The 20,663-nt window shown below is 63.0% G+C and carries 19 protein-coding genes and 1 pseudogene; 10 read left to right on the top strand and 10 right to left on the bottom strand.

The genetic code is table 11. From position 1 onward, the window contains the following. The 5 genes from AC0L4C_RS02105 to AC0L4C_RS02125 all read right to left on the bottom strand — a co-directional run bounded on the left by AC0L4C_RS02105 (position 1) and on the right by AC0L4C_RS02125 (position 4,601). Positions 1 to 1,275, bottom strand: a complete 1,275-nt coding sequence (locus AC0L4C_RS02105) for a CpaE/TadZ family protein (RefSeq protein WP_473401871.1) — start codon at positions 1,273 to 1,275, stop codon at positions 1 to 3. 18 nt (positions 1,276 to 1,293) lie between these two features. Then, entirely contained in the window at positions 1,294 to 2,775 is a 1,482-nt protein-coding gene (locus AC0L4C_RS02110) for a type II and III secretion system protein family protein (protein WP_473401872.1), read from the bottom strand. Next, on the bottom strand, positions 2,775 to 3,650 hold the full coding sequence (gene cpaB / locus AC0L4C_RS02115) for a Flp pilus assembly protein CpaB (RefSeq protein ID WP_473401873.1): 876 nt from the start codon (positions 3,648 to 3,650) through the stop codon (positions 2,775 to 2,777). Before cpaB ends, AC0L4C_RS02110 begins: the two co-directional genes overlap by 1 nt. Before the next feature lie 116 nt (positions 3,651 to 3,766). Beyond that, positions 3,767 to 4,288, bottom strand: coding sequence for an A24 family peptidase (locus AC0L4C_RS02120; RefSeq protein ID WP_473401874.1), 522 nt, complete (start codon positions 4,286 to 4,288; stop codon positions 3,767 to 3,769). Between the two features lie 121 nt (positions 4,289 to 4,409). Next, on the bottom strand, positions 4,410 to 4,601 hold the full coding sequence (locus AC0L4C_RS02125; RefSeq protein ID WP_473401875.1) for a Flp family type IVb pilin: 192 nt from the start codon (positions 4,599 to 4,601) through the stop codon (positions 4,410 to 4,412). A gap of 336 nt (positions 4,602 to 4,937) precedes the next feature. Here AC0L4C_RS02125 and AC0L4C_RS02130 point away from each other — a divergent pair, with 336 nt between their 5' ends. From AC0L4C_RS02130 to AC0L4C_RS02145, 4 genes are all read left to right on the top strand, one after another. Beyond that, the gene (locus AC0L4C_RS02130; protein ID WP_473401876.1) at positions 4,938 to 5,384 is read left to right on the top strand and encodes a pilus assembly protein N-terminal domain-containing protein; all 447 of its coding nucleotides are present in this window, start codon (positions 4,938 to 4,940) and stop codon (positions 5,382 to 5,384) included. Between the two features lie 83 nt (positions 5,385 to 5,467). Next, positions 5,468 to 6,082: a TadE/TadG family type IV pilus assembly protein gene (locus AC0L4C_RS02135; RefSeq protein WP_473401877.1), complete on the top strand. Its 615-nt coding sequence runs from the start codon at positions 5,468 to 5,470 to the stop codon at positions 6,080 to 6,082. 4 nt (positions 6,083 to 6,086) lie between these two features. After that, positions 6,087 to 6,653: a TadE/TadG family type IV pilus assembly protein gene (locus AC0L4C_RS02140; protein ID WP_473401878.1), complete on the top strand. Its 567-nt coding sequence runs from the start codon at positions 6,087 to 6,089 to the stop codon at positions 6,651 to 6,653. Positions 6,654 to 6,701: 48 nt separating this feature from the next. Then, entirely contained in the window at positions 6,702 to 7,322 is a 621-nt protein-coding gene (locus AC0L4C_RS02145; RefSeq protein ID WP_473401879.1) for an HAD family hydrolase, read from the top strand. Positions 7,323 to 7,390: 68 nt separating this feature from the next. Here the strand turns inward: AC0L4C_RS02145 and upp are convergent, their stop codons facing one another. The 3 genes from upp to deoA are packed head-to-tail and all read right to left on the bottom strand — an operon-like array spanning position 7,391 to position 10,529. After that, the gene (gene upp / locus AC0L4C_RS02150; RefSeq protein ID WP_473401880.1) at positions 7,391 to 8,020 is read right to left on the bottom strand and encodes a uracil phosphoribosyltransferase; all 630 of its coding nucleotides are present in this window, start codon (positions 8,018 to 8,020) and stop codon (positions 7,391 to 7,393) included. 17 nt (positions 8,021 to 8,037) lie between these two features. Next, positions 8,038 to 9,216 (bottom strand): phosphopentomutase, encoded by a 1,179-nt coding sequence (locus tag AC0L4C_RS02155; protein WP_473401881.1) that lies wholly within the window; start codon positions 9,214 to 9,216, stop codon positions 8,038 to 8,040. 2 nt (positions 9,217 to 9,218) lie between these two features. Then, on the bottom strand, positions 9,219 to 10,529 hold the full coding sequence (gene deoA / locus AC0L4C_RS02160; protein WP_473403431.1) for a thymidine phosphorylase: 1,311 nt from the start codon (positions 10,527 to 10,529) through the stop codon (positions 9,219 to 9,221). Between the two features lie 866 nt (positions 10,530 to 11,395). Between deoA and AC0L4C_RS02165 the strand changes: the two are divergent. Together AC0L4C_RS02165 and AC0L4C_RS02170 are read left to right on the top strand one after the other, a co-directional pair. Then, positions 11,396 to 14,197: pseudogene (locus AC0L4C_RS02165) on the top strand (type ISP restriction/modification enzyme). Between the two features lie 49 nt (positions 14,198 to 14,246). Next, positions 14,247 to 14,567, top strand: coding sequence for a hypothetical protein (locus tag AC0L4C_RS02170; RefSeq protein WP_473401882.1), 321 nt, complete (start codon positions 14,247 to 14,249; stop codon positions 14,565 to 14,567). A gap of 152 nt (positions 14,568 to 14,719) precedes the next feature. Here AC0L4C_RS02170 and AC0L4C_RS02175 read toward each other — a convergent pair whose 3' ends face one another. Next, positions 14,720 to 15,076: a hypothetical protein gene (locus AC0L4C_RS02175; RefSeq protein ID WP_473401883.1), complete on the bottom strand. Its 357-nt coding sequence runs from the start codon at positions 15,074 to 15,076 to the stop codon at positions 14,720 to 14,722. A 124-nt stretch (positions 15,077 to 15,200) separates the two neighbouring features. Between AC0L4C_RS02175 and AC0L4C_RS02180 the strand changes: the two genes are divergently transcribed. Continuing rightward, positions 15,201 to 16,133, top strand: coding sequence for an alpha/beta hydrolase (locus tag AC0L4C_RS02180; protein ID WP_473401884.1), 933 nt, complete (start codon positions 15,201 to 15,203; stop codon positions 16,131 to 16,133). A 45-nt stretch (positions 16,134 to 16,178) separates the two neighbouring features. Here the strand turns inward: AC0L4C_RS02180 and AC0L4C_RS02185 are convergent, their stop codons facing one another. Continuing rightward, positions 16,179 to 17,060: a LysR family transcriptional regulator gene (locus tag AC0L4C_RS02185; protein ID WP_473401885.1), complete on the bottom strand. Its 882-nt coding sequence runs from the start codon at positions 17,058 to 17,060 to the stop codon at positions 16,179 to 16,181. A gap of 242 nt (positions 17,061 to 17,302) precedes the next feature. On the opposite strand from AC0L4C_RS02185, the gene AC0L4C_RS02190 reads away from it, so the two are divergent. The 3 genes from AC0L4C_RS02190 to AC0L4C_RS02200 all read left to right on the top strand — a co-directional run bounded on the left by AC0L4C_RS02190 (position 17,303) and on the right by AC0L4C_RS02200 (position 20,556). Next, positions 17,303 to 18,034, top strand: a complete 732-nt coding sequence (locus AC0L4C_RS02190) for a DUF4386 domain-containing protein (RefSeq protein WP_473401886.1) — start codon at positions 17,303 to 17,305, stop codon at positions 18,032 to 18,034. Between the two features lie 74 nt (positions 18,035 to 18,108). Then, a complete protein-coding gene (locus tag AC0L4C_RS02195; RefSeq protein WP_473401887.1) occupies positions 18,109 to 19,095 on the top strand; it encodes an NAD(P)-dependent alcohol dehydrogenase in 987 nt (328 codons plus the stop codon). An 81-nt stretch (positions 19,096 to 19,176) separates the two neighbouring features. Continuing rightward, complete coding sequence (locus AC0L4C_RS02200; protein ID WP_473401888.1) at positions 19,177 to 20,556, top strand: FAD-binding protein; 1,380 nt, start codon at positions 19,177 to 19,179, stop codon at positions 20,554 to 20,556. Positions 20,557 to 20,663 lie beyond the last annotated feature (107 nt).

The following is a 20,663-nucleotide window of genomic DNA, read 5'->3' on the forward strand; positions in this document are numbered from 1 at the left end:
CTATGCCCGCTTGCGAAGGAAGGAGGGCAGCTTGAAGTTCGAAGATTTGCCAGTGGCGCGATCAGGCGCGTTGCGTCCGGTCACGTGCATGCCGATCATCTTGTAGATGTCGTTGGTGCGATTGCTGGCCGACACCTCGGCGAGCATCTGGCCGTTGTTGGCGGCCGTGCCGAAGGTGGCCGCGTCAAAACCGATCTGCCCGAGGAGCCGGCAGTCGACCGACGTCGCGAACTCGCCGGGGGGGATTTCCGGGCGGCGCGGCACGCCGACCTTGTTGATCACCAGCAGCGGCTCGGACTCGGTGGGCCGCAGCGCCTTGATGGTATCGGAGAGATTCTTGGCGTTTCGCAGGTTGGCGAGATCGGGCTCGGCAACGATGATGATTTCATCGACCGTGGCGATGGTGTGCCGCACCCAGCTGCTCCAGATATGCGGGATATCGAGGATGACGACGGGCGTGGACTTCTGACTCAGCTCGATGATCTGTTCGAACTCGCGCTCAGCGAAATCGAACGTGTGATCGAGAACAACCGGCGCCGTCAGCAGGCTGACGTGATTGGCCGCCTTGGACATCAGCCGGTCCAGCATGACCTGGTCCATCTTCTGATTGGCGGTCAGGGCATCGGCGATGCCGTGCGGTGGGTCCTGGTTGAAGTTGAGACCGGCCGTGCCAAAAGCCAGATCGAGATCGAGGATCAGCACGTCCTGACGCAGTGTCTGGCTGATGGCCCAGCCGACATTGTGGGCGACCGTGGAACTGCCCGAGCCGCCCTTGGCGGATACAAAGCCGATAGTGCGCCCGATGGGGGCCGCACCCTCGGCGGCGAACAGTTCAGTGATCGCCGAAACGATCACGGCCGCACTGGCGGGAAGGACGATGTACTCGGATACACCCGAACGGATCAGCTCACGATAGAGTACGACGTCGTTGACATGACCAAGGACGATCAGGCGGGTCGAGGCATCGCAGACTTCGGCGAGACGCTCGAGGGCCGCAGGGATTTCGGCAGGCGACAGCGAGGTCTCGATGAGGATAAGATTGGGCGTCGGGTTGGACTTGTAGGTTTCGATGGCGCCTTCGATGCCGCCATTGTGCGTGGTAAGGGCCACCTTGCTCATCCGCCGGTCGTGGACCGCGGCTTCGACCAACTGCGCCGTCTGCGAATGCTCGCAGAACGCCTGGATGGTGATGCGCGGAATCAACCGTGCGCCGGTCGCGACCTCGCCGGGTTCTTCTGCGGATCCATCAGGATCATTTCGAGTGAAGAAAGCCATTACTCATACGCCCCAATATCAATCCAGCACGAAGCCGACGGTACCCTTGTAGCTGCCGCGCATACCCTTGGAGCCGACGCCGTACATGGACTCCATGCGGCCCAGGAAAATCGCCTCGGCATCGCTCGCCACGACCATGTTGTCGGTCGGCAGGCCCGGCATCGGACCAGGCTGCGCCAGGTACGGCGTGACCAGGATGACCAGCTCGGTCTGCGAGTGAATGTAATCGCGCGACCGGAACAGGGCGCCGAGGATCGGAATGTCGCCAAGGCCGGGCAGCTTGTTGATCTGCTGACGCACCGAGTCCTGCATGAGGCCACCGATGGCCAGCGTCTCTCCGGCACCGAGCTCGACAGAGGTGCGCGCCTGGCGGTTCTTGGTCGCGGGAATGGTGACACCTTCGATGGTGAAGCCACCCTCGCTTGTCGGTTCGGAAACCGAAGTATCGACCACCAGCCCGATAACGCCGTTGGACTTGACCGTCGGGGTAAACTTCAGCTTCACGCCAAACTCCTTGAAGGAGTAGCTGATCTTGCCGTTGTCGACCGTTGTCGGAACCGGGAACTCGCCACCGGCGAGGAACTCGGCTTCCTGACCCGAGATGGCGGTCAGGTTCGGTTCGGCCAGCGTGCGCAGGGCGGCGTTGCGCTCAAGCGCGCGCAGCGTGGCGTTGATGGCAAGACCGGGAATGCTGCCGCTGGCACCAAAGCCGTTGGTGGTGATGACGTTGGACGCGCCGCCCAGCGGGGGATTGTTGGCAAGGCTCAGGGTGGTGCCGCCGATGACGGCGGTGCCGCTGATGTTGATGCCCAACTGCTTGACGGCTTCGCGGTTCACTTCGGCAACGGTGACCTGCAGCATCACCTGCTGCGAGCCAACGATAGTGGCGATATTGGCGACGTTCTCGGGCTTGCCGGCAAACTGAATGGCGATCTGGGTTGCCTTTTCGAGGTCGTCGCCGGACAGCACGGTGCCGGTCACGACGACGCGGTTTTCCTGACCATCGAGAATGACGGACTCCACACCGAGACGGGAGCCTGGAATGGTGCGTGCAAGGGCTGCCTGCAGCGCATTGCCGACGTCGGAACGCGGCTGCGACACCTTCAGGTTGAGAACCGTTATGGTCCGCGTCGCCTGGTCGAGGAAGAAGATGTTGGTGTCGCCACCTGCAACGCCCTGCACGATGGCGCGCGACTTGCTGCGCATGACCACCGTGGCGATATTGGGCTGGGTGGCGACCACTTCACCGACGCTGGCCGGCAGGTCGACAATCATCGACTTGTTGACTTCGAGTTCGATGTTCTGAGTGGCACCATAGGCGTTGCCGCCGACCCGGAGGTGGGTGGTCTCGAAGGCATTGGCATGTTCGATGCCGAGCGGCGCCAGGCCGAGCAGCGCGCCGAGGGTGGCGGCAACGACAGTCAGCCGGAGCGTATTGACAAGCAGGCTCGGGCGCGACGTCGCCGCAACCATGGAGGAGTGGTTCACGAAGTCAGCCATCACGGGGTCCCGCCTTCCAAGGCAATGGATTCTGAGTTCTCTTCAAAGGAACTGGGTTCGACAGACGCGTTCTGGCCGGCGACGACCGTGGTATCCGACCCGAAGCGAATAAGCCGGATGTTCTGGTTGCTCTTGCGCCGCGCGTTGTCGTCGGAACCTGGAGCAAAATCGGCGATGGAGCGCAGCGACAGCGACACGGTGCCGACCTGGGCGGCATTGATGACGGCCTCGCCCTGCTCGGGGTCGAGCTCCAGCGTGGCGATGGACCGCGACTGGAACGCCGTGTTGGGCGATTCCGGATCTTCGGGCTTGCCGGTCGTACCGGTCTCGCCGAGCCGCAGGTTGATCGCCAGTACCTTGACGTTGTGGACAATGGTCTCGCTGATCAGGCCGGTTGGTGCCTGACGGCTGGAGACGACGTCAACGTGATCGTTCGGCATGATGAAGCCGCCCGATGCGGAGGCTGCCTCGACGGCAACGGAGATGCCACGCTTGCCCTTGTCGAGCACGGCGGACATGTAGCCCTGGCCGGTGCGGACGAGTTTCTGCTCGATGATGGGCTCACCCGCGAAAATCTCGAAGCGGGCGACCGCGCCGCTGACGTCGTCAAGGGCATCCGGGCGCGAGGCGATGCTGACATAGTCAGCGCGCACGGCGCCTTCGGGCCAATCCGCCCACTGCACGGTTCTGGTCGAGAGACGTTCGCCGACGCCGATGGGCGCAACAGCCACGAGCACCTGGGTCTTGGCTTCCTGAACGACCGTCGTCGGGCCCTGTACGACTTGTACCGGGCCGGACTGCTGCGTTGCCAGGAACGCTGCGAGGCCGCCTGCAATCAAGGCTACAAGCAGCAGCACGATGCTTGTCGGTTTCATTGACCCACTCCATCGCGGCATTATCACCGCGTACTCGAATTCACGGGATCGACTATCGCGTCAAAGGGTCAAGGTTTGGTTAATCGAAGCTTTGCAATTACGGTTAACGGCAAGTTCTAGAACTGCTGGAAGCCGGGCAAAAATGCCTGATAGATTGTCGACTGCGAGTAAACCAGCATCGCAGCGGCGGCGAGAGCGATGCCGTAAGGCACGCCCTGCTTGTTGTCGTGCAGGCGATCGATCCAGGTGATGCGGCGCAGTCGCTGCGGCAGCGGCCATTTGCGCATCGCCAGCAGGACCAATGTCAGCGCGCCACCGAGAAGACCGGCGTAGACAGCGTAGGGCAGCATGAGGCCGGCGCCGAGCCACAGGGCAATGCCCGCGGCGAGCTTGGCATCGCCGCCGCCGATCCAGCCAAAGGCGAAGAACGCAAAGGCAACGAGCAGCACCAGCACGCTGCAGACAAGATGCGCGATGAGCTGGTCTGCTGGCATGCGCACAAAGAGCGCGAGGATGAAGAAGCCGGCGAAAACGATCAGCACCAGCAGATTGGAGATCCGCATGGTCAGCAGGTCCGACGAGGCGGCGTAAACCATCAAAGCGGGGAATATGAGCAGCGCAATCGCGGAAGTGATCATCTGGCCTGGCCGATGCCGACAATTCGGCGTGGGGTCAATGTCGCTGGCTATGGTTAAGAAAGTCGAAAAGAAGAAGGGGGCGCAAGCGCCCCCTTCTGCATTCTGTCGCGGAGGCCCGAAATCAGGTCGCCGGAGTGGCAGCCGTCACAGCGCCGTCGAGCTTGCCGCTGATGGTGCCGAAGAGGCTCGAAAGGCTGCCGCCGAGAGTGGTGGCAGCGGCGATGATGCCGACGGCGATAAGAGCGGCAATCAGGCCGTACTCGATAGCAGTCGCACCGGATTCGTCGTTCATGAAACGAGCGATAGTGTTCATTGTAATGGCTCCTTGCACATGTCGTTCTGTGACAGCATCGAACGATACTGGCAGCGTCCTCGTTCGACAGGTCACACATCGAACATGAGGTGAGGCTAGGCGCCACTGATTGAAAATACGTTAATCGAAACTCGCCAAGAACGGCTCACGTTGCCGACTTTCCCTTTGGTTTTCAAGATATTACCAAAGTGCATCGAATTTTACGGACCGGTTCGGACGGTGTTCACATACCGCATTTTCCGGGGTCGCGCCGCCACGTCTGGCGGTCGTTTGCGATATATTCACCATTCCGCGCAAAGCTTGGTTTACGAGTTTTCAGTTTCCAGGTGAGTACCCATGCAGAACCAGCGTCGCTTCGCCGCCCTAGCCCTTGCCGCCGTGCTTGGTGCATCGAGCTGTACCGCCATTGCCGCCGATAGCGGTCCGGTCAGCGTCAAGGTCAACATGGCGCGCATCCTGCGGATCAGCACGCCGGCCAATACCGTCATCATCGGTAATCCGCGCATTGCGGACGTTACCATCCAGGACCCGCAAACGCTTGTCCTGACGGGCAAAAGCTACGGGCAGACCAACATGATCGTGCTCGACTCCCAGGGTAATGCCATTGCCGACACGATGGTCGAGGTGGTCCAGGCGCAGGGCGACATCGTCACCATCTACATGGGCAGCGCGCGAACGACGATGGCCTGCGCACCGGTCTGCCAGCCCACGATCATGCTGGGTGACGATCCGAGCTTCTCGGCGACGAGCGCCGCATCCGCTTCGGTGGTTGCCGGCCAATAGAGGTAATTCCGACCTTTGAACTAACGTTGCCTTAGTGATGTGTCGCTACCATCGCGTGACGTAGCGTGAGTGTGCATCAAGAAATGAAGACACGGCAGACATTGGCAAGACGATTGCTGGCACCGCTGGTCCGCAAGGGCAAGGGTGTGGCACGCGACGAGAATGGCGCCGTCCTGGTTGAATTCGCCATTCTCTCCATCCCATTCTTCACGCTGATCTTTGCGATCATCGAGACGTCGATGGCGTTTTTCGCGCAGCAGGTGCTGGAGAGCGCGCTGCAGGATGCGACCCGCAAGATCCTGACCGGCCAGTCACAGACCACATGGAATGCCAGCGAGTTTCGCAAGGCAGTGTGCGGCGGAACGTTCGGATTGTTTGACTGCAATGCCGACAATGCCGGGACGGAACGGCTGCTGATCAAGGTCGAGCCGGTGACCACGTTCGACTCAGCTGTTGCCCTTATCGGCCTGCCGGTCAGTGCCGACTGCATGAAAGCGACGGCCACGGAAGATGACTGCAAGTGGGACCTCACCGAGGCCTATGACGACGGCAAGGGCTCGGACGTGATCATTGCGCAGGCGTTCTACAAGTGGCCGACCCTGATCAACCTCCCCTGGTTCAGCCTGGCCACGCAGGCCGGAGGCAACCGACTTCTTTCCGCAGTGCGAGTGTTCAAGAATGAGCCGTTCGGCACCTAGGCCCTTGCGCAGGCTGCTTACCCGCTTTGCCGGCAATACCGCCGGCGTGGCGGCGGTCGAGTTCGCGCTCATCCTGCCATTCCTGCTGACGCTCTATCTGGGCTCGATCGAAGCGAGCTCGCTCTACACGGTGGACCGCCGCGTCGAAGTCATCTCGTCGACGGTGGCAGACCTCGTGGCGCGCTGGAACCCCAACGAGGGGACGATCCCGACCAATACGCTGGACGACTACTTCAAGGCCGCAGAAGCCATTCTGACGCCCTATTCGCCGACCGGCATGACGCAGGTGGTGTCGGTGCTGCAGGTGTCATCAGCGGGACTGGCCAAGGTCGTCTGGAGCTGCGCCTATAACGGCGGCACATCTCTCCCCAAGGACTCGACCTACACGCTGGGCACCGACATGGCGGAAATCAGCAAAGGCGGCTACCTCGTGGCGACGACTGCGCGGTACCCCTACAAGCCGGTGCTGGGCATGGTCTTTACCTCGGCGATCAACCTGGAGAACGAGGCCCTGTTCCTGCCGCGCTTCGGCTCCGAGATCAAAGCGCCCGCCAGCGGTTGCCCGACGTAGGCGGGTGTGCCATTACCCGCGGCATCATCCCTGCGGAACCTATCCTCCATGACCGATACTCTGGTGCCTGTGTTCGACCTGGGCGGCGTCTTCGTCGACTGGAATCCGATGTACCTCTTCCGCAAGCTGTTCGAGACGGAGGAAGAGGCGCAGTGGTTCCAGGACACCATCTGCACCAAGGACTGGAACCTCGAATTCGACGCCGGTGACATCTATGCCGAGGGCGTCGCCAAGCTGGTGACGCGCTTCCCGAAATACTGGCGCGAGATCCAGGCCTATGACCAGCGCTGGAAAGAGACGCTGGGCGATTTCATCCATGGCACCATCGACATTCACGACGAACTGGTGGCGCAGGACATTCCGACGTTCGCGATCACCAACTTCTCGTGGGAGAAGTGGATGAGCTGCCTCGGCGAATGGCCGTTCCTCGAGAAATTCGACGGCGTCGTGGTGTCCGGACTCGAGCGGCTGGTGAAGCCCGACCCGCGGCTCTATCGCGTGTTCTGCGAACGCTACAGCCTGTCGCCCGACATGTGCGTGTTCATCGACGACAGCGAGCCCAATATCGTGGCGGCCCGGAAGTTCGGCATGCACGGCATCCACTTCACCGACCCCAAGCTGCTGCGCAAGGAACTGATTGGGCTGGGGCTGCCGCTCAAGAAGAAATAACCGGGCATTTCGAACGCTCAAATTCCGGCATTATGGCCGGTGCCGGCGCGGCGGGGATAAGTCCCCGCCTATTTCGTGCCGTACATGCGATCGCCCGCATCGCCCAGGCCCGGAACGATATAGCCCTTCTCGTTGAGATGGCTGTCGATGGAGGCGGTGAAGATCGGCACATCGGGGTGGGCTTCAGAGAACTTCTGGATGCCCTCGGGCGCGGCGAGTAGGCAGAGGAAGCGCAGGTTGTTGGCGCCACGTTTCTTCAGGTTGTCGATGGCGGCAATCGAGGAGTTGGCGGTGGCCAGCATCGGATCGACAACGATGATCAGGCGGCCGCCGAGATTGGACGGCGCCTTGAAATAGTACTCGACCGGCTGCAGCGTCTCGTGGTCGCGATAGATGCCGATATGGGCGACGCGGGCTGCCGGCACGAGATCGAGCATGCCGTCGAGCAGGCCGTTGCCGGCGCGCAAAATCGACGCAAAAACAAGCTTCTTGCCCTTGATGGTGGGCGAATCCATCTGCGCCATGGGCGTCTCGATGGGGATCATTTCCAGCTCGAGATCGCGGGTCACCTCGTAGCACATCAGGTGCGCAATCTCGCGCAGCAGGCGGCGGAAACCGGCAATGGAGGTTTCCTTGTCCCGCATGATCGTGAGCTTGTGCTGGATCAGCGGGTGATCGACGACCGTGACATTTGCCATGAGCTCACCGGGGATAGCTAGAGGAAGGACGTGCCGTGCGGACCGGGCGCGAGGCCGAGCCACCGGGCGATGCTTTCCCCTATATCCGCAAAGGTCGGACGAATGCCAATGGTTCCAGCCGACAGGCTTGGGGAAAAGACCAGAATTGGCACCTGCTCGCGGGTGTGATCGCTGCCTTTCCAGGTTGGATCGTTGCCATGGTCGGCGGTGAGCACGAGGAGGTCGTCGGGGCGCATCTTTGCGACCAGTTCGGGGAGCCGCCGGTCAAAGGCTTCAAGCGCCTGCGCATATCCGGGAACATCGCGACGGTGGCCGTAATCCTGGTCGAAATCGACGAAATTCGTCATGACGAAGCCGCCGTCGCCGGCCATGTCCATGGCCTCCAGGGTGCTGTCGAACAGCGCCATGTTGCCGGTGGCCTTGATCTTGTGGGTGACACCGTGGCCGGCATAGATGTCGGAGATCTTGCCGATGGCAAAGACCTGATTGCCATGGTCTTTCACCCGATCGAGCAGAGTGGGCGCCGGTGGCGCGATGGCGAAGTCGCGGCGGTTGCCGGTGCGCTTGAAATCCGCCGGGGTCTCGCCGACGAAGGGTCGGGCAATGACCCGGCCGATCTTCAGCGGCTCGGTCAATTTGAAAGCGATTTCACAGACCTGGTAGAGGCGATCGAGACCGAAATGGGTTTCGTGGGCGGCGATTTGGAACACCGAGTCGATGGAGGTGTAGCAGATCGGCATGCCGGTGCGGATGTGCTCTTCGCCCAGTTCGGCGATGATGGTGGTGCCGGAGGCGTGCTTGTTGCCGAGGATGCCGGGAAGCCCTGCCTTTTCAATCAGCTGGGCGATCAGGTCGGCGGGAAAGGTCGGTTCGGTGAGGGGGAAATAGCCCCATTCGAAGGGGACCGGGACGCCAGCAATTTCCCAGTGGCCGGAGGGCGTGTCCTTGCCCCTGGAGACCTCGCGGCCGACGCCCCAGAGACCGGCTTTCGGCTGGTTTGTCAGGCCCTTGGGGGTGATGCCGGTGGAGAGGGTGGCCGCGGCACCGAGACCCAGCGCATCGAGGTTGGGCAGGGATATCGGGTAGCTGGCGGCGATGTGACCGAGCGTATCGGACCCGGCGTCGCCATAGTCGTCGGCATCGGGCGCCCCGCCAATGCCAAAACTATCGAGAATACAAAGGATTGCACGGGGCATGATCAGGCTTTCGGAACGCCGACGCGGTCGGCGATAAGAGGGTAATCCGGCGCTGTTTCACCGATGGTGAAGGCCGCGCGAACGCGCCGTTCGGCCTCGTCCGCCGTATTTTCGTCACGTGCATGAACGCGACATGAACGGGTCTTGCCGTCGAGTTTGCTGCCCAGCGGCGCGATGGCATCGAGGCCGACGGCGAAGTCGATGGAGTCCGTCGGCAAACGCCGGCCGCCCCCCAGGGCGACGACCGCCATGCCGAGGCCGCGGGTGTCGATGGCGCTGATCACCCCATCGCCCTCGAGCACGATGTCACGGACGATGGGCGCGGCCTCGAGGTGGCGATCCATGCCGGTGATGAAATCGGCGGGGCCACCCAGCGCCGTGACCATGCGGCCAAAGACTTCGGCGGCCTTGCCCGAGGTCAGCGCGACTTCCGGGTCGGCGGCGGCGGACGGGTCGATGCCGGTCATGCCGATGAGTTCGCGGCAGAGGGCAAGGGCGACTTCCCGCAGGCGCGGGTCCTGATGGGCGCCGGTGAGAAAATCGACGGCGTTGCGCACTTCCAGGGCGTTGCCGGCGGCCGAGGCGAGCGGCTGGTTCATGTCGGTGATCAGCGCAGCGGTCCTGAGCCCGGCGCCGTTGGCGACCGAGACCAGGCTTTCGGCGAGCGCGCGCGACTTTTCGAGCGTGGGCATGAAGGCACCCGAGCCGGTCTTGACGTCGAGGATCAGCGCACCGAGCCCGGCGGCGAGTTTCTTCGAGAGGATCGAGGCGGTGATCAGCGGGATGGACTCGACCGTCGCGGTGACATCGCGGATGGCATAGAGCAGTTTGTCGGCGGGGGCTAGGTCGGCGGTCTGGCCGATAATGGCGCAGCCGACCTCGGCCACCACCTTGCGGAACAGCGCATTGTCGGGGCTGGTCCGGTAGCCGGGGATGGCGTCGAACTTGTCGAGCGTGCCACCGGTATGGCCGAGACCGCGGCCGGAAATCATCGGCACGAAGACGCCGCAGGCGGCGAGGATCGGCGCCAGCATCAGCGAGACATTGTCGCCGACGCCGCCAGTCGAATGCTTGTCGGCCACCGGGCCATCGAGCCCGGACCAGTCGAGCACGGTGCCGCTGTCGCGCATCGCCTCGGTGAGAGCGACGCGCTCGGCGACGGTCATGTCGCGGAAATAGACGGCCATGGCAAAGGCGGCGGCCTGGGCATGGCTGACCGTGCCATCGGCAAAGCCGGCAATGAAGGCGCCGATTTCACCGGCGGTGAGGGCTGTGCCATCGCGCTTTTTGGCGATGACCTCCTGGGGCAGAATGCTCATGGTACGGTTTTGCGCCAGTGGCGGCGGGAAGGCAAGGTTTTGGGGGTGTGCCGGGTGGGCGCCCCCTCCACCACGCAGGGCGTGGTACCCCTCCCCCGTGAACGGGGGAGGATCGGGAGGGGCCGGCGGGCTTCCATTGGGCCGGTGCGGGCGCTTCTTCCTTCTCCCCTTGCGGGAGAAGGTGCCCCGAAGGGCGGATGAGGGGTTGTCTCTGCTCCAGGGTCGCTCGTCGCACCGCTGCGAACGCGCAAGCTGTGGGTGCGATACCCCTCATCCGGCGCTGCGCGCCACCTTCTCCCGCAAGGGGAGAAGGGAGGCAGGGCGGAGGGATTGGGGGGATTGGGAGCGGGCTTGCGTGCGCGGCGGCCGCCCCCTCCACCACGCGAAGGCGTGGTCCCCCTCCCCCGCTGCGCGGAGGAGGATCGGGAGGGGCCGGTGGGGAACGCGTTCCCAATACAGCATTTGATGTCTAGATTGCGGGCAGTGGGGGAAGTGATTTGAGCCGTCAGTTAGTTCAAGACTATTTCAACGAGATTGCCACGCTGCGGAAGATTTCGGGGACGAACACCGAAGGCGTGATCAGCGAGGCCTTCAAGGATCTGCTCAAGGCGTGGTCGCGGCAGAAGAACCTGCATTTCATCGCCCAATACGAATTTGAATCGCCGCAGAAGAACCGCATCCGCCCCGATGGGACGATCCTGCATGATCTGCGGGTGCCGCTTGGCTATTGGGAAGCCAAGGACGAGGACGATGTTCTTGACGATGAAATCGCCAAGAAGCTGCGCAAAGGCTATCCGCAGGACAACATCATCTTTGAGGATTCCCGCGAGGCGGTGCTGATCCAGAACCGGGCCGAGGTGATGCGCTGCCAGATCACCGACGGGGATGATTTGTTGCGGCTGCTCAATCTGTTCTTTGGCTATGAACGGCAGGAAATTGCCGAGTTCCGCAGGGCCGTGCAGCAGTTCAAGGCCGACCTGCCGGCCGTGCTGACGGCGCTGCGTGACAAGATCGATGCGGCCTATGCCGCCAACACGGGGTTCAAGGTCGCTGCCGAGCGGTTTCTGCAGCACGCCAAGGACACGATCAATCCGACGCTGGGCGAGGCGGATGTGCGCGAGATGCTGATCCAGCACATCCTGACGGAGGAGATATTTGCCAATGTCTTCAACGACAGCGATTTCCACCATCAGAACAATATCGCCAAGGAGCTCTATGCGCTCGAAGGGGCGTTCTTTACCGGCGCCGTGAAGCGGGAGACGCTTGCGTCGATCCAGACCTATTATGCCACCATCCGGTCGACGGCAGCGCTGATCACCCAGCACAGCGAGAAGCAGAGCTTTCTCAAGGTGATCTACGAGAATTTCTACAAGATCTACGACAGGAAGAAGGCTGACACGCTGGGCGTGGTCTATACGCCCAACGAGATCGTCAAATTCATGATCGACGGGGCCGACTGGCTGACGCAGAAGCATTTTGGCAAGGCGCTGATCGACGAGGGCGTGGAAATCCTCGATCCGGCGACGGGCACTGGCACTTTCATCTGCGAATTGCTGGAGCACTTTCGCGGGCAGCCTGAGAAGCTGGCGAAAAAATACAAGGAAGAGCTACACGCCAATGAAGTGGCGATCCTGCCCTATTATGTGGCCAATCTGAACATCGAAGCCACCTATGCCGCGATCACCGGGCAATATGCCGAGTTCACCAATCTCTGCTTTGTCGACACGCTGGACAACATTGGCGGGCTGGGGATCAAGCGCGGGCACCAGCACGATCTGTTTGCCGGGCTCAGCGACGAGAATATCGAGCGGGTGAAGCGGCAGAACCGGCGCAAGATCTCGGTGATCATCGGCAACCCGCCCTATAATGCCAATCAGCAGAACGAAAACGACAACAACAAGAACCGGACCTATCCGCATATCGATGCGGCGATCAAATCGACGTACATTGCGCAGTCCGCGGCGCAAAAGACCAAGCTCTACGACATGTATGCACGGTTTTTCCGCTGGGCCAGCGATCGGCTGGGCGATGAAGGCATCATCGCATTTGTTACGAACAACAGCTTCGCGAAGAAGGATAATTACGATGGCTTCCGCAAGCTGGCTGCCGAGCAATTTCACGAAATCTACGTCGTTGATTTGAAAGGAGATGCCAGAACGAGTGGTGAACCGCGCCGACAAGAAGGCGCCAACATATTTGAGAACCAAATCAAAGTGGGTGTGGCCGTCAGCTTCTTTGTAAAGAAAGCTTCGGCCCGGAAATCTGCGATCCACTACGCGGCGGTGCGGGACTATGCCAAATTGGAAGAAAAGCAGGATTTCATCTCGGGGAAACGTCTGGCTGAGTTCAGCTTCCAGTTGGTCGATCCGGACAAGAAGCACAATTGGATTGGCGTATCTCAGTCGGACTGGGAAACCTTTCTGCCAATCGCGAACAAAGATACCAAGGCCGCAACATGGCAATCTCGAGAGCGAGCGATATTTAAGACCTACTCGCTTGGTACGTCAACGAACCGCGACGAATGGCTTTACTCGTTCGACGAGGGTGAAGGAGCGAGGAAATCCAAGCTCCTTTCGGACACCTATGATGCGGTGCCCATAGGCTCCACCGAGTATTCCGCCTCGATTAAATGGTCGAGAAATTTGAAGCGCCGTCTTCAGCAGGGGAGGCGCGAAATGCACGACGCATCGAAGCTAAGAAAGGCTAACTACCGGCCTTTTACTTCACGCTGGTTCTACCAATCCTCGCTGTTTGTCGATGAGTTGGGCTCACTTGAGGCAATGTTTCCGGTGGGAGAGCCAAACCGCGCAATAGCATTCAATGACAAGGGATCGAGAACGGGGACCTGCATACTTGCTACTGATGGTCCGGCCGATTTGCACTTTGGCGCGGCTATCGACGCATATGAGCAGGTGGCTCTTTACCGCTATGCCAAAGATGGGACCCGCATCGACAATATCACCGACTGGGGGCTGAAACAGTTTCAAAAAGCCTATGGCGTCAATGGGGTGCTTGATCCGGCGCGGCTGGAGGGCGGGGCGCTTGCCGATGACGCGGCGGCCGTGGCCACCCCCACCCTCAATCCCTCCCCACAAGGGGGAGGGAGGCAGAAGCGGCAGCTGAGCAAGGACGACATCTTCCATTACGTTTATGGCGTGTTGCATGACCCGGTGTATCGCGAGAAATATGCGCTGAACCTGAAGCGCGAGTTTCCGCGCATTCCGTTCTATCCGGACTTCTGGCAATGGGCGGCCTGGGGCGAAAAGCTGATGGCGCTGCATATTGGCTATGAGACTGTCGAGGCATGGCCGCTGCAACGGCTGGACAACCCTGACGAAAAGGCGCGGGCGGCGGGCGTGGCGCCCAAGGCGATGCTCAAGGCCGACAAGGACAATGGGATTGTGCGGCTCGACAGCGAAACGCAGCTCAGTGGCGTGCCGCCTGAAGTGTGGACCTAAAAGCTGGGCAATCGCTCGGGCGTCGAGTGGGTGCTGGACCAGTACAAGGAAAAGACGCCCAAGGACCCCACGATCCGCGAGAAGTTCAACACCTATCGCTTTGCCGATTACAAGGACAAGGTGATTGATCTGATCGGGCGGGTGACGCGGGTGAGCGTGGAGACGGTCAGGATCACCGAGGCAATGAAGAAGAAGGGGCGCTGAAGAGCTTGAGAAGGGCAATGGGCATTCGATCAAGAACCGCGAGAAGGCGATGCAATTCCTGATCGAGAGGGTGCCGGAAGTGCGCGCCATAGACGAGGCCACGATTGACTGGCCGCCATATGGCGTCTGCCATTTCGCGTCCTACACCAGTTCAGACGGAGCGATGATCAGCTCGCCGAACAAGGACGACAAGAATTACGGCGACGCCGACTGGCACACCAAGGAGCGGACGGCCATGTTCCGCGACCCCGGCGATGGTCGAGCGTTCATTTATATCTGCCGCTGTTCGAGAAGCGGACAATCGGCCAGCACGGTGTCCGATGGGCTGATGTGCACAAGCTCGCCGAGAAAACCATCGTGCTCAAAATAGAAGACTGACTTTAACCAGCCAGCGGATTCTGAACTGACGTCGGTGGCCGCCCCCTCCACCACGCGAAGGCGTGGTCCCCCTCCCCCGTGAACGGGGGAGGAGCAGGAGAGGGCGGCGAGAGGTGGATCAGGCGGAGAGTGCAGCGCGATGGGTCAGCCGGTGATGGCGGCGTGGGCAGCGTTGCAGTCGGCTTCGGAGAAGCGCATGTCGGTATTCGAGGAAATGGCGGCGGCGACCTCGTCGAGATAGGCTTTGGCAATCTCGTCGATTTTCGCCTCGGGCATACCGCTTTGCGTCATCGACACATAGGCGCCGGCGAACAGGTCCTCGGAGGCCTGGCTGTAGTGCTCGGCCTTGTCGGTGGGGAGATCGGGGGTCTCGAGAGCCATGGCGAAGGCGGTGGCGCAAAAGAGCGCGGCATCGAGTTGGTCGATGACGTCGTCGCTGGTCTGGGCGTGGGCGAGCGAGACCGGCAGCAGCAAGGCTGTCAGAAGGAACAGGCGGCGCATCGTGCGGGTTTTCCTGGGGGTGCAGTTATGCATCTCTGATGGCATGGCGCCGGTTGGCGCGGAAGCGATATTTGTGGGCTCTTGCGCGTCTCCATTGCTGATGTCCTAATGGACAAAACGATAAATGGAGGAACGAGTTATGGCGGGGAGCGAGGCGTCGCGGATCGAACAGGGTAGTGCCGAGGCGGACGGCGCGGCGGCGGTGTACCGGATATGGCCGGGGGTGGCACCGGGAGCGGAGAGCTGGGACTGGGCCGAGCGGACGACGCAGATCCCGTGGAGCGCGGCCGAGCGGCGCTATACCCGCAACGTGGTGACGCCGACGCTGACGCTGTTCCAGCCGTCGCCCGGCATGGCCAATGGCACGGCGATGATCATTGCGCCGGGTGGTGCCTATCATTTCCTGATGATGGACCACGAAGGCTATGACATGGCGCGCTGGCTGGCGGCGCGCGGCGTGACGACGTTCGTGCTGAAATACCGGCTGGGCCGGACGCCCGATGACGACGCGGCGGTGCTCGAGTTCCGCAACGAGTTGCAGAAGCGGCTCGGGCAGGCGAAAGCCAGCGATACGGCACCGCCCGACCGGGTGGGGCTGACCGAAATCCGCGAGATGGGGGAAGCGGACGGGCGGCAGGCGATTGCCTTTGTGCGCGAGCATGCGGCCGACTGGGGCATCGATCCGCAGCGCATCGGCATTGGCGGCTTTTCGGCCGGGGGAGGCGTCGCCATGGGGGCGACCTTCACCTATGACGCAGCAAGCCGGCCGGACTTCACGCTGGGCGTCTATCCCGCCTACCGGCAGGGGTTCGAGGTGCCGGCCGATGCGCCGCCGCTGTTCCTCGTGATTGCCGACGACGACATGTCGGTGGCGCCGGTGTCGTCGGCCCGGCTCTACGAGGCCTGGCACAAGGCCGGCAAGCCGGCGGAGCTGCACATCTTCGGCAATGGCGCGCACGGTTTTGGATATGGCGAGAACGGCCTGCTGCCGGACCCGTGGGTGGGGCTGTTCGGCAACTGGCTGAGCGCCATAGGCCTGATGCCGCCGGCAGCCTAGCGCAGGCGGGGACCGGGAGCGTGGCGGCAGCGGGCCAGCCGGCCGTCAGATGCGCGGCCGGGTGAGTTCCCGCGCCAGCAGATCGAAGACGACGCGCACCCGCCGGCTGGTGTTGAGCTCGCGGTGGGCGACCAGCCAGATGGGAAACACCATCGGCAGGAAATCGGGCAGCACGCGCTGGACCAGCGGTTCGGCGTCGCCGATATCGCCGTCGAGAACGCCAATGCCCAGCCCCTGCTTGACCATTTCCCACATGACGAGAAAGTTCTCGGCGATGATGGGGAAGTTCGCCTCGGTGAGATTGAGCCCCATGGCGTTAAGCGCCTTGAGATAGCCGCCCGAGCCATCGAGGCTGATGAAATCGGCTCCCGAGAGATCGTGCGGCACGCGCAGCGGGCCGAGGCCGGCGAGATAGCCGGGCGTGGCATAGAGCCGGGCCGGGGCGTCGCCGATCTTGCGGGCGATGAGATCGGGCTCGCTGGGAGCGAAGTTGCGGATGGCGATATCGGCTTCGCGCCGGCGCAGGTCGCTGGGCCGGCTCGAGGCGATGACCTCGACGCGAATGCCGGGCTGCAGCTTGCGCAGCTTGGCGAGGATGGGGGGCAGCAGGACGGCGGCATAGGTTTCGCTGGCGGTGATCGTGATGTCGCCGGCGATCGATTGCGACTGACCGGCGGCGGCGAGCGAGACGCGGCCCGCGGCGTCACCCATGGCCCGCACATGATCGAGCAGTTCGAGGCCGCTGGGACTGAGGGTGAGGCCGCGCCCGGTGCGCTCGAACAGCACGACGCCGAGTTCCTGCTCGAGCCCGTCGACCTGGCGACCGAGCGTCGGCTGCGCCATGCCAAGGGCGCGCGCGGCAGCCGACAGCGACCCCTCCTCGGCAGTGACGAGGAAGGCTCGCGCCCGGTTCCAGTCAAACTTCACGCCACGCCAATCCATGCATAATTGCATATCACGCGAACCATATTGGTCAATACCAATGTCGGGGCGACCGGCCTAGAACTTTGATCACGGCCGGCGGGAAACGATCCCGAAGGGCGACACCACAGCAAGACAATGCGGCTCACAGCGCCGCCGAACCCCAAGCCGCGCGCGGATTTCCGGCGTGCGATGGACCGCCCTTGACCTTTTTCCGGGACGGCGGACCACATTGAGAGGACTGGACGATGACCGAACACCTGATCACCCGCTCGCCGACGACCTATGCAAGATTGGCGGGCATGCTCTATCTGGCGATTGCCGTGATCGCTGCCTTCAGCATCGGCTATGTGCCGTCGACGCTGATCCTGGCCGGTGATGCCGCTACAACAACCGCCAACCTGATGGCCCAGCCCGGGCTGTTTGCGATGGGGCTGGCCGGCGACGTCGCCATCATGCTGATCGAGATCGCGCTCTCGGTGATGCTCTACATGCTACTCAAGCCGGTGAGCCCGACGCTGGCCCTGATCGCCATGATCGCCCGGCTGGCCGAAGTGATGGTGATGGCCACCAATGTGCTGATCCACGTCATGCCGATGCTGCTGCTCAGCCGCCTCGAGGGCGCGCCGGACGCTGCGCTGCAGGACCTGGTGATGCTGTTCATGGATGCGCATGCCTACGGCATCTTCATCTGGGACATCTTCTTCGGCTTCTCGCTGGCGGTGCTGGGCGTGCTGGTGATCCGCTCGGGCTACCTGCCGGCCTTGCTCGGTGGCGCCATGCTGGTGGGCAGCCTCGGTTACATGCTCGAGGGACTGAGCAAGGTGACCTTTGTCGAGAACGACCTGCTGGGCATGGCGATCATCGGCCTGCTGGTGATTGCGACGATCGGCGAGCTGGCCTTCGCCTTCTGGCTGCTGATCAAGGGCCCGAAGACAGCATCGTTCAAGGCCGCACTGAACCGGGCCGCCCTGGCCTGACGCCCAAGGCACTGCGCCGGACGCGCAGTGCCCCTTTCCCGAGACACCCTTCACACACATTCAGGAGACCTGACATGAAAGCCGCTGTTTATCATCGCTATGGCGCACCGAGCGTCGTTGCCATCGCCGACCTGCCCACCCCGACTCCCAAGGACAATGAGCTGCTGATCCGCATCGAAGCCGCGACCGTGAGCAGCGGCGACTGGCGCGCCCGCACCCTCGACCTGCCACCCGGCTTCGGGCTGATCGGCCGGCTGGTGTTCGGGGTCTTCGGACCGCGCAAGCCGGTGCTGGGCACCGAACTGTCGGGTGTGGTGGAGGCCGTGGGCGCCGCCGTGACGCGGTTCAAGACCGGGGACAAGGTATTTGCCTCGCCCGGCGCCAGGATGGGGGCCCATGCCGAATATATCACCATGGCCGAGGATGGCCTTGTGGCCCCCATGCCGGAAAACCTGAGCTTTGAGGAAGCGGCGGCCCTGTCGTTCGGCGGCACCACGGCGCTCAGCTTCCTGCGCGACAAGGGCGCGATCAAGCCCGGCGACAAACTGCTGGTGGTCGGCGCCTCGGGCGCGGTGGGGAGCGCGGCGGTGCAGATCGGCAAGGCGCTGGGGGCCGAGGTCACCGGTGTGAGCAGCGGCGCCAATGCCGACCTCGTCCGCTCGCTCGGGGCCGACCATGTGATCGACTACACCCGCGAGGATTTCACCAGGAGCGGCGAGACCTATGACCTGATCCTCAATGCCAATGGCACGGTGAAGATGGCGGCATGGGAAGGTTCGCTGAAGCCGGGCGGACGACTGCTGCTAGTGCTGGGCAGCTTTGCCCAGAGCCTCGGCCTGGACAAGCCCGCCAAGGGGAGCGGCAAGCAGGCGATTGCCGGCGTGGCGGCGGTGACCGTGGACAGCCTGAGGTTCCTGGCGGAGCTGGCAAAGGCCGGCAAGTTCATGCCGGTGATCGACAGGATCTATCCGCTGGAGAGCATCGTCGAGGCCCATGTCTATGTCGAAAGCGGGCGCAAGCGGGGCAATGTCGTGCTGCGGATGGGGCATGGCGAGAGCTGAACCTGCCGTTCAGTTCCGGTTCACCTGAAAGCCCCTAGAGCGCCGCCCCGAAAGCGGGGGCTTTCAGGAGACCAATGGGAATTGGACAAGCGTTTTTCAATTGAAGACCAGATCGACATGCTGGCGATGAGCCTCAAGGGCGAGGTCATCGCACCCAGGCACACGCAGTACGATGCGGTGCGCCACCTGCCGCACGGCAACTGGGACCCGCGCCCTGCCGCCGTCATCCGTCCCGCCAATGCCGCAGACGTCGCCGCCGTCATCAACTTTGCCCGCGCCACCGACCTGCCGCTGGCGATCCGCAGCGGCGGCCATAGCGTGAGCGGCCATAGCGGCTGTGACGGCGGGCTGGTGCTCGACCTGCGCCGCCTGACTGCCTTCGATATCGACGCCGAGGCACATACGGCCTGGATCGGCGCCGGACTGACGGCGGGTGAGGTCACCCGCACGCTGGAAGCGCAGGGACTGATCATCGGCTTCGGCGATTCCGGCACGGTGGGCGTGAGCGGGCTGACGCTGGGCGGCGGCATCGGCTTTCTGGCACGCAAGCACGGCCTGACCATCGACTCGCTGCTGGCCGCCGAAGTGGTGACGGCCGAGGGCGACATCATCATGGCCGACGCGACACGCCACCCGGACCTGTTCTGGGCGCTGCGCGGCGGCGGCGGCAATTTCGGCGTGGTGACGCGCCTCAAGTTCCGTCTGCACGACCTGCCCGAATTCGTCGGCGGCCCGCTGATCCTGCCGGCGACGCCGGAAGTGCTGGCCGGCTTCGCGGCGGCGGCCAAGGCCGCGCCCGAGGAACTGACCGGGATCGGCCTGGTGATAACGGCGCCGCCGCTGCCGTTCCTCGCGCCGGAGCTGCACGGCAAGATCGTGATGATGGCGATGATGGCCTATGCCGGCCCGGCCGCCGATGCGGCGGCGGCACTGGCGCCGTTCCGGGCACTGGCAACGCCCTATGCCGACCTGATCGGACCGGCGCCGCTCTCCAGCCTCTATCTGCCGGAAGAGCCGGACATGCGCCCGTCGGTGGCGATCCGTACGCTCTTTACCGACGGCTTCGACGTGGCCATGGCGGCGCGGATGCTGGCAGAGCTGGACAAGTGCGACGCACCGGTGCGGATGCTGCAGATCCGGGTGCTCGGCGGCGCGGTGGCCCGTGTCGACGACGGGGCCACGGCGTTTGCCCACCGCCAGAGCGGCATGCTGCTGGCGTTCCTCGCGCTCTACGAGGGCACGGCGGATATCCCGCGCCACGAGAAGTGGGTGAGCGATGCCCTGGCAGCCATCCGCACCGGCGAGACGGATCGTGCCTATGTCAACTTCGTCGCCGCGGAAGGCACCGAGCGGCTGCGCGCGGCCTATCCGGACGCGACGATGGCGCGGCTGCGGCAGATCAAAGCAAGCTACGACCCGGAGAACCTCTTCCGCTTCAACCACAATATCGTGCCGGCCTGACCGGCCCAAGGCAGGAGGCGGCGATGCTGCCTCCTGCTCTTTCATGGCCTCGTGACCGGGCGCCGAAACTTTTCGGACCGCACCCCCGTACCTGGGACCAGGGCAAT

The organism is Devosia sp. J20-27 (assembly GCF_055808595.1).

Bases quoted from the DNA above. Each gene is read 5' to 3' on its own strand.
- AC0L4C_RS02190 (WP_473401886.1), top strand. From the start codon at position 17,303: ATGACCGAACACCTGATCACCCGCTCGCCGACGACCTATGCAAGATTG.
- cpaB (WP_473401873.1), bottom strand. From the start codon at position 3,650: ATGAAACCGACAAGCATCGTGCTGCTGCTTGTAGCCTTGATTGCAGGC.
- AC0L4C_RS02180 (WP_473401884.1), top strand. From the start codon at position 15,201: ATGGAGGAACGAGTTATGGCGGGGAGCGAGGCGTCGCGGATCGAACAG.
- AC0L4C_RS02155 (WP_473401881.1), bottom strand. From the start codon at position 9,216: ATGCCCCGTGCAATCCTTTGTATTCTCGATAGTTTTGGCATTGGCGGG.
- AC0L4C_RS02170 (WP_473401882.1), top strand. From the start codon at position 14,247: ATGCAATTCCTGATCGAGAGGGTGCCGGAAGTGCGCGCCATAGACGAG.
- AC0L4C_RS02130 (WP_473401876.1), top strand. From the start codon at position 4,938: ATGCAGAACCAGCGTCGCTTCGCCGCCCTAGCCCTTGCCGCCGTGCTT.
- AC0L4C_RS02135 (WP_473401877.1), top strand. From the start codon at position 5,468: ATGAAGACACGGCAGACATTGGCAAGACGATTGCTGGCACCGCTGGTC.
- AC0L4C_RS02195 (WP_473401887.1), top strand. From the start codon at position 18,109: ATGAAAGCCGCTGTTTATCATCGCTATGGCGCACCGAGCGTCGTTGCC.
- upp (WP_473401880.1), bottom strand. From the start codon at position 8,020: ATGGCAAATGTCACGGTCGTCGATCACCCGCTGATCCAGCACAAGCTC.
- AC0L4C_RS02175 (WP_473401883.1), bottom strand. From the start codon at position 15,076: ATGCGCCGCCTGTTCCTTCTGACAGCCTTGCTGCTGCCGGTCTCGCTC.
- AC0L4C_RS02125 (WP_473401875.1), bottom strand. From the start codon at position 4,601: ATGAACACTATCGCTCGTTTCATGAACGACGAATCCGGTGCGACTGCT.
- AC0L4C_RS02105 (WP_473401871.1), bottom strand. From the start codon at position 1,275: ATGGCTTTCTTCACTCGAAATGATCCTGATGGATCCGCAGAAGAACCC.
- AC0L4C_RS02120 (WP_473401874.1), bottom strand. From the start codon at position 4,288: ATGATCACTTCCGCGATTGCGCTGCTCATATTCCCCGCTTTGATGGTT.
- AC0L4C_RS02110 (WP_473401872.1), bottom strand. From the start codon at position 2,775: ATGGCTGACTTCGTGAACCACTCCTCCATGGTTGCGGCGACGTCGCGC.
- AC0L4C_RS02145 (WP_473401879.1), top strand. From the start codon at position 6,702: ATGACCGATACTCTGGTGCCTGTGTTCGACCTGGGCGGCGTCTTCGTC.